The sequence below is a fragment of the Streptomyces sp. NPDC031365 genome, assembly GCF_055569765.1.
This window is the reverse complement of record NZ_JBVIIM010000031.1, coordinates 51,252-67,058: the sequence shown is the minus strand read 5'-3', so window position 1 is coordinate 67,058 and position 15,807 is coordinate 51,252. Positions and strand designations below refer to the sequence as shown.

The 15,807-nt window shown below is 70.6% G+C and carries 12 protein-coding genes; 7 read left to right on the top strand and 5 right to left on the bottom strand.

All coding sequences use genetic code 11. The features are described 5' to 3' along the window. Positions 1-37: 37 nt before the first annotated feature. The 3 genes from ACZ5C2_RS32235 (at position 38) to ACZ5C2_RS32225 (ending at position 5,794) form a co-directional block, all read left to right on the top strand. Complete coding sequence (locus tag ACZ5C2_RS32235) at positions 38-2,203, top strand: UvrD-helicase domain-containing protein (protein WP_468799292.1); 2,166 nt, start codon at positions 38-40, stop codon at positions 2,201-2,203. Between the two features lie 302 nt (positions 2,204-2,505). After that, positions 2,506-4,482, top strand: coding sequence for an ATP-dependent nuclease (locus ACZ5C2_RS32230; protein ID WP_468799290.1), 1,977 nt, complete (start codon positions 2,506-2,508; stop codon positions 4,480-4,482). Beyond that, positions 4,475-5,794 (top strand): hypothetical protein, encoded by a 1,320-nt coding sequence (locus tag ACZ5C2_RS32225; RefSeq protein WP_468799288.1) that lies wholly within the window; start codon positions 4,475-4,477, stop codon positions 5,792-5,794. The genes ACZ5C2_RS32230 and ACZ5C2_RS32225 overlap by 8 nt, the downstream gene beginning before the upstream one ends. A 279-nt stretch (positions 5,795-6,073) precedes the next feature. Here the strand turns inward: ACZ5C2_RS32225 and ACZ5C2_RS32220 are convergent, their stop codons facing one another. Continuing rightward, a complete protein-coding gene (locus tag ACZ5C2_RS32220) occupies positions 6,074-6,703 on the bottom strand; it encodes an SMI1/KNR4 family protein (RefSeq protein WP_468799286.1) in 630 nt (209 codons plus the stop codon). Between the two features lie 467 nt (positions 6,704-7,170). Further along, positions 7,171-7,665 carry a PaaI family thioesterase gene (locus ACZ5C2_RS32215; protein ID WP_468799284.1) on the bottom strand — a complete coding sequence of 165 codons (495 nt, stop codon included), beginning with the start codon at positions 7,663-7,665 and terminating at the stop codon, positions 7,171-7,173. 93 nt (positions 7,666-7,758) lie between these two features. Here ACZ5C2_RS32215 and ACZ5C2_RS32210 point away from each other — a divergent pair, with 93 nt between their 5' ends. Beyond that, positions 7,759-8,232, top strand: coding sequence for a winged helix-turn-helix transcriptional regulator (locus ACZ5C2_RS32210; protein WP_468799282.1), 474 nt, complete (start codon positions 7,759-7,761; stop codon positions 8,230-8,232). Between the two features lie 14 nt (positions 8,233-8,246). Here ACZ5C2_RS32210 and ACZ5C2_RS32205 read toward each other — a convergent pair whose 3' ends face one another. After that, positions 8,247-9,452: an erythromycin esterase family protein gene (locus ACZ5C2_RS32205; protein WP_468799280.1), complete on the bottom strand. Its 1,206-nt coding sequence runs from the start codon at positions 9,450-9,452 to the stop codon at positions 8,247-8,249. 58 nt (positions 9,453-9,510) lie between these two features. On the opposite strand from ACZ5C2_RS32205, the gene ACZ5C2_RS32200 reads away from it, so the two are divergent. Further along, positions 9,511-10,251: a TioE family transcriptional regulator gene (locus ACZ5C2_RS32200; protein WP_468799278.1), complete on the top strand. Its 741-nt coding sequence runs from the start codon at positions 9,511-9,513 to the stop codon at positions 10,249-10,251. A gap of 396 nt (positions 10,252-10,647) precedes the next feature. Here ACZ5C2_RS32200 and ACZ5C2_RS32195 read toward each other — a convergent pair whose 3' ends face one another. Further along, entirely contained in the window at positions 10,648-11,859 is a 1,212-nt protein-coding gene (locus ACZ5C2_RS32195; RefSeq protein ID WP_468799276.1) for an MFS transporter, read from the bottom strand. Between the two features lie 54 nt (positions 11,860-11,913). Here ACZ5C2_RS32195 and ACZ5C2_RS32190 point away from each other — a divergent pair, with 54 nt between their 5' ends. Then, positions 11,914-12,657, top strand: coding sequence for an AraC family transcriptional regulator (locus ACZ5C2_RS32190; protein ID WP_468799274.1), 744 nt, complete (start codon positions 11,914-11,916; stop codon positions 12,655-12,657). A gap of 185 nt (positions 12,658-12,842) precedes the next feature. Here the strand turns inward: ACZ5C2_RS32190 and ACZ5C2_RS32185 are convergent, their stop codons facing one another. Further along, the gene (locus ACZ5C2_RS32185) at positions 12,843-14,126 is read right to left on the bottom strand and encodes a PQQ-binding-like beta-propeller repeat protein (RefSeq protein WP_468799272.1); all 1,284 of its coding nucleotides are present in this window, start codon (positions 14,124-14,126) and stop codon (positions 12,843-12,845) included. A gap of 508 nt (positions 14,127-14,634) precedes the next feature. On the opposite strand from ACZ5C2_RS32185, the gene ACZ5C2_RS32180 reads away from it, so the two are divergent. Further along, positions 14,635-15,540: an aminoglycoside phosphotransferase family protein gene (locus ACZ5C2_RS32180; protein ID WP_468799270.1), complete on the top strand. Its 906-nt coding sequence runs from the start codon at positions 14,635-14,637 to the stop codon at positions 15,538-15,540. Positions 15,541-15,807 lie beyond the last annotated feature (267 nt).

The following is a 15,807-nucleotide window of genomic DNA, read 5'->3' as shown; positions in this document are numbered from 1 at the left end:
TCTCCGGCCCCGCCCGCACGGACACTAGGATCCGCCCATGCCTCGACTCGCCTTCGACATCGGCTTCTTCGCCGAACTGCCCAAGCTCCAGCCGCCGGTCAGGAAGGGCGTGCTGGACGCCTGGGAGAAGTTCGACCGGCTCACCCTCGATCAGCTCTTCAAGGACCCGGGGCTGAAGCTGGAGAGCCTGACGAAGGCGCAGGACAAACAGATCCGGACGATCCGTATCGACCAGTTCTGGCGCGGGGTGGTGCTGGCGCCGGATTCCGGGGACACCTTCGTTCTGCTGCGGGTGCTGCCGCACGACAAGGCCATCGCCTGGGCCATGAAGCAGAAGTCCAGCATCAACGCGGTGACGCGCGCGGTCGAGATCCGGGACGCGGCGACCCTGGACGAGATCACGCCCGCATACGAGCGGGTGGCGGAGTCGTCGCCGAAGCCCCGGCTGTTCGCGAAGTTCTCCGACGGGGACCTCGGCGCGCTCGGTATCGACGCCGAGACGTTGCGGCAGGCGCGGTCGATGGTCGACCAGGAGCAGTTGGACGTCTTCGCGCCGCTGCTGCCGCAGGACCAGCGGGAGGTACTGCAGTATCTCGCCGCGGGCTGCACGGTGGAGGAGGTCTGGCAGGACATCGTGGCGCCCGCCCTCCAGGCGTCCACGCAGCCGGTGGACACGCGGGACTACGAGACGGCGATCCAGCACACCCGGGCTCGGTTCGCGCTGGTGACGGCCTCCGAGGAACTGCGGGACATCCTCGAGAAGCCCTTCGCGGCCTGGCGGGTCTTCCTGCACCCCTCGCAGCGGAAGGTGGCGTACCGGGCGTCGTACTCGGGGCCCGCGCAGGTCACCGGCGGGCCTGGCACCGGCAAGACGGTCGTCGCGCTGCACCGGGTCAAGCATCTGCTCGGGCATCTGCGGGACGGCGACCGCATCCTGTTGACGACGTACACCAACGCCCTGGTCAACGCGCTCCGGTCGGGTCTGGAGTCGCTGGTGGACGATCCTGAACTGCGCGACCGCGTGGACATCTCGACCGTGGACGGCTTCGCGAGCCGTGTCGTCGCGGAGGTACCGGACGCGGTGGCCCTGCGTCCGCTGATGAGCAACGAGGAAGTGAGCCGCTGGGGGAAGGCCGCGAAGGCGACCGGCTTCACCGGCAGCGCGCAGTTCCTCGTCCAGGAGTACCGGCACGTCGTCCTGGCGCAGGGCATCGGCAGCCTCACCGAGTACGAGGCGGCGGACCGGCGGGGCCGGGGCAGCCGGCTGACGGCGGCCGAACGTCCGCTGGTGTGGCGGACGGTGGAGCGGTTCACGGCGGACCTGGCGGCGGACGGGTGCCGTACCTGGCTCCAGACGTGCGCGGAGGCGGCGCGGCTGCTGGAGGCGAAGGGGCCCCGGTACCGGCACGTGGTGGTGGACGAGGCGCAGGACCTGCACCCCGCGCAGTGGCGGCTGCTCCGCGCGGCCGTGCCGGTCCGCCCGGACGACCTGTTCATCGCGGGCGACCCGCACCAGCGCATCTACGACTCCAAGGTGTCGCTGAAGTCGCTCGGCATCAAGGTGACCGGGCGGTCGGTGAAACTGCGCAAGAACTACCGCAGCACACAGGAGATCCTGCGCTGGTCCACCGCCCTGCTGATCGGCCGGCCGGTCGACCGGCTCGAGGACGAGGGCCGCCACGAGACCCTGCTCGGCTACCGCTCCGCCCTGCACGGCGACGGGCCCGTCGTGCACGCCGCGGCGAGCGAGGAAGCCGAACTGGACGCGCTCGTCGACCAGGTGCGGGACTGGATGGACGCGGGTGTCGGCGCCGGGGAGATCGGAGTGAGCGCCCGGTTCAACAAGACGTGCGCGAAGGCGGTGGCGCGTCTGAAGGACGCGGGCATCCTCGCGGTCAGCCTGCGCAACGCCTCCGGCGACTCCTCGGCGGGCGAGGTGACAGCCGTACGGGTCGGCACCATGCACTCCTTCAAAGGGCTGGAGTTCCGCTGCGTCGCGGTCATCGGCGTCGACGACGAGGCACTGCCGTTCCAGAAGGCGGTCACGCCTGCCGAGGTCGACTCCAAGCAGCACGAGACGGACCTGATGTCCGAACGCTGCCTGCTGTTCGTCGCCTGCACGCGCGCCCGGGACAGCCTCTCCGTGTCCTGGTCGGGTGACCCGAGCACCTTCCTGACCGAGGCGGGCGTCACCGCCGCCTGAACCGTCGACGACCGGCGCCGCGCGTGATGCGCGGCCGCTTCGGCGTTCCCTCGCCACCGTGGCGCTTCTCTGAGCCCCAGCCCTTCAGCACTGCAACCACCACACCCTCGAACACATTCGATTGACAGTGCTTTCAGCGCCATGGTTAGGTAACCATGCTTGCGGTGATGCCTGCGGAACAGCACCGCAAGCGCCTGCCCCTTGCACCCGAAGGGCCTCCAAGTGCCTTGCACTTGCGGCTCGTTCGTTCGAAACCGCACCGCAGCCGTGGGCCTTCCACGCCGCCACACGTCAGGAACACCATGAAGATCAAGCGCGCCCGTATCGAGAACTTCTGCTGCCTACGCAGCCTCGACGTCTCCTTCGACTCCATCACCTCGCTCATCGGCCCGACGGGTGTCGGCAAGTCCACCGTGCTGCGCGCCCTGGACTGGTTCTTCAACGGTGAGAAGGGCGGCGTACTCGGTGAGGAGGACGTGCACTCCGCCGCGGACACCAAGCGGATCCGCGTGGAAGTCGAGTTCGACGGCCTCACCGCCTCCGACCGCGAGGCCCTCGGCCACTACGCGCCGGACGGCGTCGAAAGTCTGAGTATCTGGCGCACCTGGGAGAACGGGGAGGACCGCATCACGGGCAAGGCCCTGGCCTACGCCCCCTTCGAGAGGATCCGGGCGTGCGCGGGGAACCGGGAGAGGACGGCCGCGTACAAGGCCTTACGTGACCATGACCCTGCGCTCGGGCTGCCTGCCGTCCGCAGTTGGGACGCCGCCGAAGCCGAAATGCGCTCCTGGGAGGCCAGGAACCGGGACAGGCTCACCAAGGCGGAGGTGGAGGGCACGCACTTCTTCGGCTTCGCCGGCCAGGGCCTCCTCGGCAAGCTGATCGACTTCGTCTTCATCTCGGCCGATCTGCGGGCCTACGAGGAGACCGACGACAACAAGGCCTCGGTGGTGGGCCGGATCCTTGAGCACGCCGTCGACCGCTCGGAGGCCGAGGCTCAGTTCACGGCCATCGACGAGGACGCGCAGGCGGCCCGCGAGAAGGTGCACAAGGAGATCTACGAGCCGGTGCTCGCGAAGTTGTCCGGCGCCCTGTCTCAAGAGGTCGGCCGGTTCACCACCGGACGGGACGTCGTCGTCACCCCGACTGCTCAGGTCCCGAAGCGGGCCAGGACCGCGTTCGCGGTCAACATCCGTGACGGGGCGGCCCTGACCCCGGTCCGCCGCCAGGGGCACGGGTTTCAGCGCGCGCTGATCATCGCCGCGCTCAGGTATCTCTCGGAGTGCCGCCGCCCCGAGAGCGGTACGCGCTCCCTGTGCCTGGCGATCGAGGAGCCCGAACTGTTCCAGCACCCGGCACAGACCCGGGTGTTCGCTCAGGTGCTGCGCAGCCTGGTCGAATCGGCCGAGGACCAGACCCAGGTGATGTACGCGACGCACAGTCCGGTGTTCATCGACCCGAGCGACTACCAGCAGGTGCGCAGGCTGTACCGCATCGGGGGTGGTGAGCATCCGGAGGTGCGCCTGCGGGAGCTCACCGAAACGGAGCTGCGGCAGTCCCTCGACGGCCATGTACCGGAAAGGTCCATCGCGCGACGAGGAGCCACGCGGTACATCAAGGAGCTTGCCGAGGCGCTCTTCGCCGACGTCGCCGTCCTGGTCGAGGGCGCCACGGACGAGAGCGTCCTCCTGGCCTTCGCCGAGCGTCAGGGCTTCAGCCTCGGCGCCGAAGGCATCTGCGTGGTGAACGCCGAGGGCAAGGGCAACATGATCCTCTGCCACGCCGTCCTCACCGGGTTCGGCGTAGCCTGCCACCTCGTCTTCGACGCGGACACGGGGCCGAGGAAGGTGGCCGACGCAGACACGGAAAAGAAGGCGACGAGCATTCGAGAGAGCATCGGGAAGAACGCGAGGATCTTCGGCTACCTGGGGGTCAACGCAGAAGCCAGTCCCACGAGCATGAGCGAGGCCACCCATACCCTCTTCGAGGACGACCTCGACACCTACCTCAAGGACGACTGGCCCGCTTGGAACGCCTGCCGCCAGGAACTGATCGCGCAGGGCGATGGATACGTGGACGGCAAGCACGGGCCGACCTACGCCGAGGCCGCACGCACCGCCGGCGGTGAGCCCAAGCTGCTGCACGCGCTGCTGGAGAACGTACGGGCCATGACCGGGCGGCCGACGCCCGGCAGGTCACACCATCCACGGGATTCATACCGTTCCTGTCGGGCGCCGACCGTAGGCTGTGGCCGGAGAAAAAGGGGAGACGATGACTGACGACCGTAAGGGAACCGTTCCGGTGTGGACGCTGGCGACCGGTGATGTCCGGGTGCCCGTGTTGACCGGGGACGGGCCGATGACGGCTGAGCGCCTGACGGAGCTGCGCAGTGCGCTGGCGATCCTGGCCGAGGAGCCGATCGCCACGCTCGAGGTGCACCCGCTGCCCGACCGGATCGACCGCGGCCGAGGCATCCCGCTCGATGCCACGAGTCCCTTGGCGCAGCACCTGTCGCAGCTCATCACGCAGTCAGCGCGTGGTTCCTCCGCGTCGGTGACAGCAGGGACCGCTTCCGGCGAAGGTCTGTATCGCATGGTGATTCCGGCGAAGGTCGCCGCGCAGTGCGGTCAGGGCATCATTCGCCCGATGGTGGCGAAGGGCGCGGACGGCGCCATCCGCGGCCCATTGGTGAACTCGGCGGGAAAGATCGTCGGCGCCGCGACGTTCGTGCCGGCCGGTCAAGCGGCGACGGCCGGCGCGGTCGGTGGAGCCGGTGCGACAGCCGGTGTGGCGATCGGCGGCAGTGCGATGCTCACCGTGGCCGCGCCACTCGTCCTCATGGCCGTGGCGGTGGGGGTGAGCGCGCATGCCGACGGCAAGCGCCAGCAGGCCATCGAGCACATCACCGAACTGCTGGAGCAACTGCACGAGCAGAAACTCGTGGAGGAGCACAGCGAACTCGACGGCTGCCGTGACGCCATCGACAAGGCCACCGCCATTCTGCTCGACCAGGGCAAGCCCGGTGTCTCGCTGGGCCTGGACTCGGCCGTGCACGCCATCAACTCGGCGCTGGGCGCCGCCGACCGCCGCCTTGCCGGGTGGCGGAGCGCACTCGACAAGCTGCCCGAGGACAAGGCCGTCGATCTCGGCACGCTGACCAAGTCGTTCCCCGGCATCGACGACCACGGCGGCATCTTCCGCGCCCACCTCGAACTCGCCTCCCTGGCGATCGCGTTGAAGCGGCGGGTCGTCGTCCTCCAGGCCGTCGAGCACGCCCAGTCCGACCCCGGCAACCTGTTCGAGAACTTCACCCGCACGCTCAAGAGCGACCAGAAGCGCCTCGACGAACTGGAGTCGAGCATCGCCGAGGTCCTGGTCCGCCTGTCGGCACTGGAGTTGGCGCGCCCGCACGGTCTGCGGCCCGTCTTCACGACCGCGGAGGTAGACCGCCTCATGCGGGCGGCACACCGGATTCGTCAACTGGGCGACGGCGCCGTGGTCGACGGCCGCGCGACGGACGTGGCGATCGAGATTGCCCGCGACGAGGACGGCTCGGTGATCGTGTTCCCCGCGCTGCCGGCGTCGGCGTAGGGGGCTCTCACCAGTCAGCCGGAAGCTCGGACCCGCCGTTGACCAGACAGTCCGGGGGCATGGCCGGTGAACCGCGGCTCACCGGCACCGCGCCGAACTGTCCGGTCCACACCCGCAACCCAGTTCTACGGTGCCAGGCTGCGCAGTTTGGACACCTCGTCCTCGGTACTGGGGTCGACCGGGCTGGCGTCGAGGTGGAGCTGTACTTCAAGGGCTGCAACACCGGTGCAGCGAGCTCTGTCTGCGAGATGAAGACAGCCGTAGCCCCGGGCCCTCGGGTCAGTGGACGGGGTGCCAGTGCTCCAGCGCATCGTCCAGCAGCGGCGCCTCGGGGTCGTCCCAGATCAGGCAGCCCCACACCAGGCCAGGCACATCCGGGCCCCTGGCATCGGCCGGCCCTTCGGTGAGCGTGCGGTGCACGGCGTCGAGATACGCGGCGATCGACGGATGGCCCGGCTTGTCGCAGGCCACGTTGTCCGGCAGCGACCAGCGGCCGACGCCGTCCGCGCCCACGTAGTGCCCGGATTCGGGACCCGCTTCGTCGCCGGTCAGCCACGGCACCACCGCGGCACCCCACACGTCGCCGCGGCCGGTCTCGGGCAGCCGCGCCCTGAGCGCGTCCGCCGGGCCGAGCAGAATCCCGCCGGGCAGGAACGCCCCACAGCCGACCTCGCCCTCTTCCTCATTGGCCTCGATGTACTGGTGCTCCACACCGCCGCAGAGCCGCCAGAGAGCACCCAGCTCAGCGGGAAGACCGAAGCCGAGGTACTGCCTCAGCTGGGCGTCGGCAGCCTCAATGGCCTGCTCCGGGGCGGGCGGCAGCAGGGAGGCGTACGAGACCGGGGCGTTCGCCTTCAGCCAGTCGGTGAGGCGGCGCCAGGCCATCTCCAGATTCCATTGGTCACTCACCCCGCCAACCTACTGTTTTCCCGTCCAAAGTTGACGGTGGGCTTCAGCCCCGAATGAGTCGCGTACCGGGCGGAAAGGCGTGCAGCGGCCAGGAGCGCGCTGCCGACGCTGGAATTGGCCCGCCCCGGCGATCCGCGGCCCGTCGTCACGACCTCGGAAGCCGACCGCCTGATGCGCGCGGCACGTCGGATTCACCAGCGGGGCGACGGTGTCATGGTCGATGACCGCGCGGCAGACGTGGTGATCGAGGTCGCCGCGAAGAGGACGGTTCGGTGGTCGTGCTCCCTGCGCTGCCCCCGTAGGTGGTGGGCCCGCTCGCACTCACTTGGGCGGCGCTTCTGCACCGTGCGCGAAGCAGCGTGGTCCGGAGAAGCAGCTCACGCCCTTCGCGGGTGCCGCTGTCAAAGTGCCGTTCGCGGCGCTGGTCACCTCGCCGCATCACCATGAGGTGTGATCACCGATGACGTTCAGGGCGCGGTCAGCGGGAACAGCATGCACGTGCTGGTGGCGTGGGCGAGGACGCGGTCCGTCGCGTCGAGCAGCCGGGCCTCGGCGAGGGCGGTCCGGCGGCCGCTGTGCACGACCGTGCCGATGGCGCGGACCCGGCCGGTGTCGACCGTGATCCGGCGCAGGAACTTCACGTTCAAATCGAGCGAGGTGTAGCCCGTGCCCGGCGGCAGGGTGGACTGGACGGCGCAGCCGGCCGCCGAGTCGAGCAGGGTGGCGTAGATCCCGCCGTGCACGCTGCCGATGGGGTTGTAGTGCTCCTCGCCCGGGAGCAGTGAGAAGACGGCGCGCCCCTTCTCCACCTCGTCGAGGCTCATGCCCAGCGTCGCGCCCACTGGCGGCGCGGGCAGGTTTCCCGCCTGCAGTTCGCGCAGGAAGTCCAGGCCGGAGGAGAGCCCGACGGCGGCTGCCGAGGATGCGGGATCCCCCCACTCGTACGTACGCGTCCGTCCCACAGCCCCGCTCCTCCCGGTCTGACTTCCGAAAGCGAAGTTAGTGGTGTGTCACCCTGGCTGTCAATCACGAAGCCAGGCTCCTACGATGGTGGGATGGAGTGGCTTGAGACGAGCACGGAGAACTGCCCGGTCCAGCTCACGCTCGGCGTGGTCGGCGAGAAGTGGACCCTGCTGATCCTGCGTGACGCCTGCAACGGGGTCCGTCGCTTCGACGAGTTCCGCCGTCACATCGGCCTGTCGGAGGCCGTCCTCAGCGACCGCCTCCGGAAGCTGACCGCCGCGGGCATCCTGCGGTCCGTGCCGTACCAGGAGCCCGGCAGCCGTTCCCGCAACGAGTACCGGGTGACGCGCAAGGGCTGGGACCTGTGGCCGGTGCTGGTGGCGCTGAAACAGTGGGGTGAGACGCACCTGGGGGACGGGGGCGGGGACGGGTCGGTCCTCGATCTGCGGCACGAGGAGTGCGGGACCCTGGTACGCGTGGTGGTCGAGTGCGAGCGGGGGCACACCGCGCTGTCGCCCGGCGAGGTCGTCGCGAGGCCGGGCCCCGCGGCCCTGCCCCACTCCTGACGTACGCGACGGCGTCAGCCGTGCGGGACGTCCTTGACGAACACGACCCCGTCGGTGCGCGGCAGACGGTCCGGGTCGAACGGGGCGTAGCCGAAGTACGGGGAGACGCGGGGAGCGGGGCACGCGTCGCCGAGGGCGGCGGACAGGCGGCCGGCGTCGAGTACGTACCGGTCCTCGGGGAGGGCGTACAGGAGCCCTTCGAGGGTGTCCGGGGGCGGGGTGTCCACTCCGTGGTGCCGGATGGTGCCGAGGGCCGTGGCGAGGAAGGCGTACTGGTCGCCGAGCCGGGCGCTCACGAGGGCACCGGCGCTCCACCACTCGAGCAGCGGATGGTCCCACATGCGCATCGTGCTCCTGTCCCGCTGGAGGTGGCTGTTGTGGGCGTGGACGAGTACCGGTCCCCGTGCGGCGAGGGCGAGGAGGTTGCCCGCCATCATCGCGTCCCGCGTGGCCAGGAGGCGGGTCATGCGGGCCGGTGAGGGGTCGGCCATCCAGGAGTGGTAGCGCAACAGGCCCGTGGCGGTACGTCCGTGCAGGTGTGCCCGGTCCCAGTCGTCCCGCGATGCCGCCTTGAGCAGGTGCGGCGTCCGGGTGTCGAGCAGCGCCACCAAGTCGTCGGTGAGCAGCCGCAGTTCCTGTGCCCCGGCCGACCGGCCCACGGACCGGGACGGGTCCCTCATGGCGGCCGGGTCGGTCCACGGATCGTCCGTTCCGAGGAGCTGGTCGAGTACTTCCGCCGTGCAAGGGAGCAGGGCCGCCTCGACGTGGGCCGCGAGGTAGCCGTGGAGGGCGGTGAGGGACTGCCTCGGGCTCGCGGCGCCGGTGATCTCCAGCGGGCCGTCGATGCCCGCGAAGTGGAGCTGGTCGGATGCGGGGCGGTCGTCGTTGTACTCCCGCATCCAGCGGACGAGTTCGCGGTTGGCCGCCGAGGCGCCCCACTCGTGGCTGAAGCCGTGTTCCATGACCGCGTCGAGGGTGCCGGTCCCGGAGGTGACGTACGCGTCCACGGCGAGGCCCCGCAGGCAGTCGCTCTCGAGTGCGATCGTCCGGTATCCCTCCTGCTCGACGAGCTGCCGGAAGAGTTCGTTGCGCAGGTCGAGCAGAGTGTCCTCACCGTGAGTGGGTTCTCCCAGGGCGAGGACGCGTGGGCGGGCCGGAAGCAGCTTCATCACGGCCGGGGCGTCGACGGCATGGGCGACGTCGTTCAGATCGGGTGCCATACCCTCAACGGTATCGTTGAACATTCGGTGGAAACTTTTCCGCGATATTGTTCGCCGTATGGGGCAGAACCTTCAAAGCGGTGGCAAGCTCAGGCCGGTCGATCTGGCCCGACGGCACGGCCTGTCCACGCAGGCGGTCCGGAACTACGAGGAGGCGGGCATCCTTCCTGCCGCCGACCGCACGCCGCACGGCTATCGCACCTACACACCGCTGCACGCACTGGCCCTGCGCGCGTTCCTCGCCCTGGTCCCCGGCCACAGCCACCGGACGGCGACGGCGATCATGCAGGCCGTGAACCGGGACGCGGCCGACGAGGCGTTCCGCCTGATCGACGAGAGCCACGCCCAGCTGCTCGACGACCGGCGCACGCTCCAGTCCGTGGAGAGGGCTCTCCGCGACCTCTCCCCCCGGACGGGAGCCGCACAGGACAGCGCGGTGCCAGTGCCCCGGACCGGCCGTACGTTCATCGGCCCGTTGGCCGGGGAGCTCGGCATCCGGCCGGCGACCCTGCGCAAGTGGGAGAACGCCGGGCTCGTACGGCCACGCCGCGACCCGGTGACCGGATACCGGGTCTACGACGAGGCGGACGTGCGCGACGCACGACTGGCCCATCAACTCCGGCGCGGCGGCCACCTGCTGGAGCAGATCGCCCCACTGCTCGCACAGGTGCGGACGGCCGGTGGACCGGAGCCTCTGGAGGGCACACTGCGCGACTGGCACGGCCGGCTGTCCGCCCGCGGACGGGCCATGCTGACCGGCGCCGCCGAACTGGATGCGTACCTCAGCGCACGCGCGTGAACATCCGCGCACGCGCGTGAACACCCTCGCCACCGGAGCCCCGCCCGCTCCCGCGGGGACGCGGGTGACACCGGCGGTAGCCGGTGTCACGGGCCGCGACGCGCTCCTGCCGCCTGGGTGTCGCCGCACGCGGCAGTCCGACCAGCTGGGGAGCGGTCGTCGAGTACGGGCAGGACGATCAGCCGGCCGGAGGTCCGCTGAAGGCGACCAACTGTTCCCCGTTGAGCACCACGACCGCAGCGCAGCCCTCGCGGTACTCCGCTTCGCTGTCGGACTCCCGGTGGTGGGACGGCAGGGGCCAGGACGGCCGGAACGGATCGGCGGCACATCCCCGGTCCTCAGCGGGCAGGAGCCCCGGTCCGCCGGTTCCGGTGGGGTGTTCCCTCGGCGGACGGCTCAGAGGTGACCGGGTCCGGAGCGGCCGAGTGCGGCATCGGTGTCGTCGTTCTTCGACGGGGCAGCGTCCCCTGCCTGCGGGACGGGCTCGGGCAGCATGCGGAAGAACAGCCAGCCGAGGACGGGCATCAGCACGAGCGGGGCCAGGGCGGTGCGCAGTGAGGTCGCGTCGGCCAGGTGCCCGATCAGAGGGCTGGCCAGGCCGCCGACACTGACGGTCAGGCCGAGTGTGACGCCGGCGGCGGTGCCCACACGGGAGGGCAGGTAGTCCTGCCCGAGGGTGATGAGCAGGGAGAACGGCACGTACAGGCTCGTCGACGCCAGGGCCACGAACGGGTACAGCGCCGGGCCTGGTGCGAGGAGCAGGCCCGGCACGGATACGGCGGTGAGCAGACAGGACCAGCGGCAGACGGCGACCCGGTCCCAGCGCTGGGCCAGGGCCCCGCCCAGCACGGAACCGACCGCGCCGCCGACATAGAGCACGAACAGCGCCGCGGTGCCCGCCGCCGTGCTGCCCCCCATACGCTCGGTGGCGTACAGGGACAGGAACGTGCTCAGTCCGGTGAAGACGACCGACCGGCACACCACGGCCAGCGTCAGCTTCACGAACGAGGCGATGTCGTCGGTCCGGTCCGCCACCGCGGCGCCGCGTCCGGCACCGGTGTGCCGTTCCAGCGCCCTCAGCACGGGCAGGCACAGCACTGCGCCGACGAGCGCCGGCAGGACCAGGAGCGGCGTCAGATGCAGGCCTCCGGTGGCGACGACCGTGGCGACCATGAGCGGGGCGAGTGCGAAGCCGAGGTTGCCCCCCAGCGAGAACCAGCCCATCGCGCTGTGACTGCCCCCGCTCACGATCCGGGCCACCCGGGCGGACTCGGGGTGGTAGGCGGCCACGCCGACTCCGGAGACGGCCACGAACGCGAGGGTCAGCGCGTAGGAGCCGCTGAGCCCACTCAGCCCGATACCCAGACCGCCCAGTAGCGTGCCGGTCGGCAGCAGCCAGGGCACGGGCCGGCGGTCGGTCAGCGCGCCGAACACGGGTTGCGCCACCGAGGAGAGCAGGGAGGCCGCGAGCACGATGCCCGAGACCGCGGCATAGCCGTAGGCGCGCTCGGCCGCGAAGAACGGCACCAGGGACGCCACAGCGCCCTGGTAGACGTCCACGCAGGCGTGACCGGCGGTCAGCAGGACGATCGATCGATTCCGTCGCACCCCGCCATGGTGGGCTCCCCGTCGGGTGTCGCACTTCCGATAAACTGCCACGCGATGACGGAAATCCGCCACACGTCGACCGCACCGACCCGCACACAGCGGTTGGCTCCCGGCGCCGCGATCGACGCCCACCGGCACGACGACCACCAGATCGTCTACGCCGGCCGCGGGGTACTGGCCGTCACCACCGACGCCGGCTCCTGGGTCGCCCCCGCCAACCGCGCCATCTGGGTCCCCGCCGGCACCGTCCACGCCCATCAGGCGCACGGTGAGATCCGGTTGCACCTGGTGGGACTGCCCGCAGTCGTGAATCCGCTGGGCCTCGCCACGCCGACCGTCCTCGCCGTGGCCCCACTGCTGCGTGAACTGATCATCGCCTACACCCGCTCCCCGGGCGGCAGCGGTCCCGAACGGGACCGGTTGCGCGCCGTGCTGCTCGACCAGTTGCGGGCCTCGCCGCAGGAACCACTGCACCTGCCCACCCCGGCCGATCCCCTGCTACGGAGGCTGTGCGACACCCTGCGCGCCGATCCGGCCGACGGCCGCACCCTGGCCGAGCTGGGCCGGGTCGTCGGGGCGAGCGACCGGACCCTGTCCCGGCTCTTCCACAGGGACCTCGGCATGACGTTCCCGCAATGGCGCACCCAACTGCGCCTCCACCACGCGCTGGTGCTGCTGGCCGAGGATATGCCGGTGACCACCGTCGCGCACCGGTGCGGCTGGTCGTCCGCCAGCACCTTCATCGACGTGTTCCGTCGCGCCTTCGGCCACACACCCGGCGCCCGTCTCGGAAGCTGACGACCCGGCACGGTCCCGCCCGGCTCCCGGCTCCCGGCACCCGCTGACGCGTTTCGGGATCGCTCCATGCCGCACCTCGCCTTCGGCATCGGCGTCTTGGCCGGACTCGGGACGTCGTCGCCCCGACGGCGGCACGCCGTCGGCTCACATGGGCCGACCACCCTGCGCCCGGTCCGGCGTGTGCGTCACACCGGCAGCGCGTGCAGCTTCTTTCCGTGCAGGGCGAGGACGCGCTTGCCGTCGGTTGCCACCAGCCAGGAGTGGTGGTCGCCGCTGCCGTCGTTGAACGTCCAGCGCACCTCACCGGTCTTCGCGTCCATCGCGATGATGCCGCCCTTCTCGTCCAGGTCCGTGGCACCGTAGAGGGTGCCGCCCGCCTTGACGTACTGCCGCGGCACCTGGAGTTCGGCGGCCGCGAGCGCCTCTGACTCCCAGAGCAGCTTGCCGGTCCGCGGTTCGACGGCCCGCACCGTCCTGGCGCTGTCGGCGATGTAGAGCACGTCCTCCACCACGGCCGGCTCCTTGAAGAGCGTGAAGTCCGATGTCTCCAGGGCCCACTTCTCCTTGCCGTCGGACAGGTTGAAGGCCTGGATCCTCTTCCCCTGGGGGACGATCACCAGTTCCCCGTGTACGGCGAAGAAGCCGTAGTTCGTCTTCGTTGTCTTGTGCGTCCACACCTGCCGGCCGGTGGCGGTGTCGCGCACGGTGAGGTTCTTCTTGAAGTCGGTGTAGACGAGGTGGCGGTCACGCACGGCGGCGTGGATGCCGTTCTGCAGGGTGCCGAGGTCGCGCTGTTCCTTCCAGGCGATCCTGCCGGTGGTGCTGTCGAGGGCCGCGATGACGTTGGTCCTGGACGAACCGTCGTCCTCGAGGATCTCGGCGATGACGTACACCTGGTCCTCGTCCACCGCGATCGGCCGCGGCTGCCGGTAGCCCTTGCCCAGGTGGCTGCGCCAGGTCTCCTTGCCGGAGGCCGGGTCGTATCCGGTGACGGTGCCGTCGTACTCGCTGCTGGCGAGGTACAACGTGTCCTTGCCGAGCAGCAGGGGTGCGCCGGGGACCGTGCCGCCCGGCAGCGACCACTTCCGCCTGCCGGTCGCGGCGTCGAGAGCGGCCAGCGGACTTCCGCTGGCGATCACGACGCCGCCCGCGACCACGAGCTCGTCGTTGTCCCCGTAGGTCTCGGCCGAGGTCGACTTCGTCCACAGCGGCTCAGGGGCCCGGCCGTTCCTGTCGGTACCACCGCCGTCGCCAGAGCCGTCGTCGCCACCGCCCGGCTCGTCGCCGCCGGCGCTTCCGGGGTCCTGGACGTCCACCGCTTCCCCGTCGCAGCCGACCGTACCCGCGGCCAGGGCGGCCAGCGCGAGACCGCCGCCGGCCAGCCGCAGCACACGCCGACGGGAAGCAGTCCGGGGCATCCCCCACGACCTGGACGAGCTTCCGTCCGACATGCTGTCTTCGATGGCCATTCGCCGTACCCCCGTGATGCGCCAGAGCAGGAACATGAGCAGGACAGCACACGCCGTACCGAACATACGGACGTACGACCCCGCTACCAGGAACGTTAACCGGGACCCTGCGACGCGTACGGCGCCGGATCCCAAACAGGACAACACCGTGAAGCAATCGAGACAGCGCGACACGGACCGCCCAGGAGTACCTGGTTGTAGGGCCGCAGCAGGTCGGACAACCTCGACCTGTCCAGGGTCCGGGAACGTCGGGCGGAGCCCGAGGAGTGCGGTTCCCCCCGGACCGGGGCCGCCGGGCCGGCGGCGTCGCTCCGCACACGCGTGAACGTCCTCGGCACCGGAGCCCGCCCCACTCCCACGAGGGCGTGGGCGACCGGCGGGGGCTGGTGTCACAGGCCGTGCCGCGACGGCCGTGCGCGGCAAAAAGCGGTCGACAGACCGCCGCTCCGCTCGGTGTGATGGTCCGTGACCGTCCCCCACCCGGAGCGGGCCGACCACAGGAGCTGCCTTGGCGACCACCGAAGCCGCGGACACCCGCCCCGAGATCGATGCCGCGCTGGCCAGACGCCTGGTGGACGCGCAGTTTCCGCAGTGGGCGGCGCTGCCGCTGGAGCGGCTCGACCCGGCCGGCCTGGATCATGTGATCTACCGGCTGGGCGAGGAGTTGTCCGTCCGGCTGCCCCGTCACGCGGGGGCGATCGGGCAGGCCAGGAAGGAGTCACGGTGGCTGCCCCTGCTCGCCCCGCACCTCCCCCTGACGATTCCGGTACCGGTGGGAGTGGGTGAGCCCGCCTTCGGCTATCCGTGGCCGTGGGCGGTGTCCCGTTGGCTGGACGGCGAGGTGGCCACCGTCGAGACACTGGCGGACTCGGAGACGGCCGCCGTCGAACTGGCGCGCTTCCTCACCGCGCTGCAGCGCTTCGCGCCACCCGAGGCGGCCACTTCGGCCGATCACCGCACCGAGGACCTCACCGGCCACCCTTTGGCCGACCGCGACAGCGCGACGCGGGCCGCCATCGCCCGGGTCGACGGCGTCTTCGATGCCACGGCGATGACCGGACTGTGGGACGCGGCACTCGACGCACCGGGGTGGCACGGCCCTCCGGTCTGGTTCCACGGCGACTTCCACACCGGCAATCTGCTGACCCGCGGAGGACGGCTCAGCGCCGTCCTCGACTTCGGCGGGCTCGGCGTCGGTGACCCGGCCTGCGACCTGATGATCGCCTTCACGCTGATGACGGCCGGCAACCGGGCGGTCTTCCGCGACGCGCTGGGCGTCGACGACGCCACCTGGCTGCGGGGCCGCGGCTGGGCGCTGGCCACCGGCCTCAACGCCTACACCTCCTACGCCGCCGTCAACCCCCGGATCGCCGCCCAGACCACTCGGCAGATCACCGAGGCGCTGATCGGCTGAGAGTCCGGCCCTCTACAGGGTCCGGTCCCCTGCCGGGTCCGTCCGGCAGTCCGGTGGATACGTCGGCCGGTCTGCCGGGGTCTGTGGACCGGCAGCCACCGCCCGCATGCGCGGGAAGCGGGATATCTCTCTCTTCCTCTCTCACTCTCCGGTGGCGGTGCGGGAGACATGTTCGTGCCGGGAGCCGGCGGAGGGAACCTGCAACCTTTCAGGGTCACTTCGCTTCCCCCTTGTTCAAACATGTGGGTCAAGGACCGACGAGGGAGG

Excerpts from the sequence above, each read along its gene's own strand:
- ACZ5C2_RS32190 (WP_468799274.1), top strand. The coding sequence starts at position 11,914 with ATGACGGAAATCCGCCACACGTCGACCGCACCGACCCGCACACAGCGG.
- ACZ5C2_RS32230 (WP_468799290.1), top strand. The coding sequence starts at position 2,506 with ATGAAGATCAAGCGCGCCCGTATCGAGAACTTCTGCTGCCTACGCAGC.
- ACZ5C2_RS32225 (WP_468799288.1), top strand. The coding sequence starts at position 4,475 with ATGACTGACGACCGTAAGGGAACCGTTCCGGTGTGGACGCTGGCGACC.
- ACZ5C2_RS32185 (WP_468799272.1), bottom strand. The coding sequence starts at position 14,126 with ATGGCCATCGAAGACAGCATGTCGGACGGAAGCTCGTCCAGGTCGTGG.
- ACZ5C2_RS32235 (WP_468799292.1), top strand. The coding sequence starts at position 38 with ATGCCTCGACTCGCCTTCGACATCGGCTTCTTCGCCGAACTGCCCAAG.
- ACZ5C2_RS32200 (WP_468799278.1), top strand. The coding sequence starts at position 9,511 with ATGGGGCAGAACCTTCAAAGCGGTGGCAAGCTCAGGCCGGTCGATCTG.
- ACZ5C2_RS32210 (WP_468799282.1), top strand. The coding sequence starts at position 7,759 with ATGGAGTGGCTTGAGACGAGCACGGAGAACTGCCCGGTCCAGCTCACG.
- ACZ5C2_RS32205 (WP_468799280.1), bottom strand. The coding sequence starts at position 9,452 with ATGGCACCCGATCTGAACGACGTCGCCCATGCCGTCGACGCCCCGGCC.